The organism is Pseudomonas sp. P4_C3, from assembly GCF_056402075.1.
The window spans coordinates 1-1,516 of record NZ_JBFUIC010000589.1 but is presented as its reverse complement, the minus strand read 5'-3'; the positions used below and the strand labels follow the sequence as shown (position 1 = coordinate 1,516).

Genomic DNA, 1,516 nt, shown 5'->3' with positions numbered 1-1,516 from the left:
GACAATCGACAGATCGGCCATTTACGCAGCCTCCACATTGAGCATCAGTTGAGCATTGATTGCCTCGGCGGCGCGCTTGCCATGCTGCACGGCTTGCACGGTAAGGTCTTGGTCGAGGCTGGTGCAGTCGCCGCCGGCATACACGCCGGGGATGCTGGTGCGCAGGTTTTCATCGACTTCGATGCGCTCGCCCTGGCGTTTGAGCTCACGGGCCAGCGGATCGCTGAGGGCGCTGCCGTCGAAGGCCTGGCCGATGGCCTTGAAGATCGCATCGGCGGCCAGTTCGAAGGTTTCACCAGTGGTTTGCAGGCGACCTTCCACCAGATGGGTTCGGGCGAAACGCATGCCGCGCACGCGGCCCTGGTCATCGAGCAGCACTTCTTCCGGTTGAGCCCAGGTCATCAGCCGCACCTGATTGGCCTTGGCAATGTCCTGTTCGTGATGGGTGGCACCCATGTCCTCGACGCCACGGCGGTACACCAGATTCACATCGTGGGCGCCGAGGCGGGCCATTTGCACCGCCATGTCGATGGCGGTGTTGCCTGCGCCGAGGACAATGCAGTGGTCGGCCAGGGGCAGTTGGCTCAGGTCATCGGCCTGGCGCAGTTCGCGGATGTAGTCGGTGGCGGCGAGCAGGCCGGGCGCATCTTCGTGGGCCAGGCCCAGCTGTTTGCTGGCGTTGAGCCCGAGGCCGAGGAACACCGCATCGAACTGTTGGTGCAGTTCGCTGAGGGTCAGGTTCTCTCCGAGCTTGTGCCCGTGGCGGATTTCGATCCCGCCAATCTGCAACAGGAACTCAAGCTCCTTTTGTGCGTAGTCATCCACCAGCTTGTATTTGGCGATCCCGTATTCGTTGAGGCCGCCAGCTTTTTCCCGCGCCTCGAAGATCACCACGTCATGCCCGTGCATGGCACTGCGGTGGGCGCAGGACAAACCGGCCGGACCGGCACCGACCACGGCGATGCGTTTGCCGGTGGCGGCAGCGCGCTGGAAGGGGTGCGTGCTGAAGTGGGCGTTGTCCACGGCGTAGCGTTGCAACAGGCCGATCATGACCGGTGCACATTCGTGAGCGTTGTTGCGCACACAGGCTTGCTGGCAAAGAATTTCCGTTGGGCACACCCGGGCGCAACTGCCGCCGAGGATGTTGGCCGAGAGGATTTTCTGCGCGGCACCTTGCACGTTGTCCTGCGCAATGTTGCGAATGAACGAGGGAATGTCGATTTCGCTCGGGCAGGCATTCACGCAGGGYGCGTCGTAGCAATACAGGCAGCGCGAGGCTTCCAGGTGCGCCTGACGCTCGTTGAGCGGCGGCGCCAGATCGGTGAAATGGCCGGCGAGGGCGGCCGCATTCTCAACGGGATGCGGGAGGTGGTCCAGGGTCTTGATCACGGTATTGGCCTCACGGTTATTTGAGGTGCTGCCTCTGAATGGGCATTGTTTTTTTGTTGTCTGGGCTGACGTCATCGCGAGCAAGCTCGCTCCCACAGGGATCTCGGGTGTTCACAAAACCTGTGGG

General features: G+C 62.4%; 1 protein-coding gene. It reads right to left on the bottom strand.

All coding sequences use genetic code 11. The features are described from left to right. Nucleotides 1–21: 21 nt before the first annotated feature. Nucleotides 22–1,389, bottom strand: a complete 1,368-nt coding sequence (locus AC1DVH_RS30940; RefSeq protein WP_477756992.1) for an NAD(P)-dependent oxidoreductase — start codon at nucleotides 1,387–1,389, stop codon at nucleotides 22–24. Nucleotides 1,390–1,516: the final 127 nt, after the last annotated feature.